The organism is Stenotrophomonas maltophilia group sp. RNC7, assembly GCF_030910085.1.
Lineage (GTDB): Bacteria > Pseudomonadota > Gammaproteobacteria > Xanthomonadales > Xanthomonadaceae > Stenotrophomonas > Stenotrophomonas sepilia.
On the sequence record NZ_JAVFVN010000912.1, the window covers coordinates 1 to 380 of the forward strand.

1 protein-coding gene is annotated in these 380 nt (G+C 35.3%); it reads left to right on the forward strand.

Going from position 1 to position 380, the window contains the following annotated elements; genetic code table 11:
• A partial coding sequence (locus RCF13_RS23460; protein WP_308141586.1) for a hypothetical protein occupies window positions 1-380 on the forward strand: 380 nt, incomplete at both ends.

Below are 380 nucleotides of genomic sequence, written 5' to 3' on the forward strand. Positions count from 1 at the left end.
AGAAGGAAATTCAATAAAAATTAATGGATTGTATAAAGGAAAGCTCAATGTAGTCGATGAATTTTCAAGTAAAGTTACCCTTGGAGATGTCCAGCTCCTTAGAAATGGTACATGGCAAACCTATGGCGGAGCTTTAAGTATACCTTATAACAGCAATATTCCTCTTTATGTTGGCGGATATAATATTTCTTATGGCAATCTAAAGTATTATAAAGGCAAGACTGTTTATATTGCTATGAAGGATTTTTTTGGAAGCAACCAAGCGGAACGAATGGTGCTGCAAAACCAATATGAGAGTACATACTCCGATAAAATAAAGGATATCAATTGGTTTACTGGCGAGCTTGAATTGAAGAACAATCGAAATATCGGATTCCACG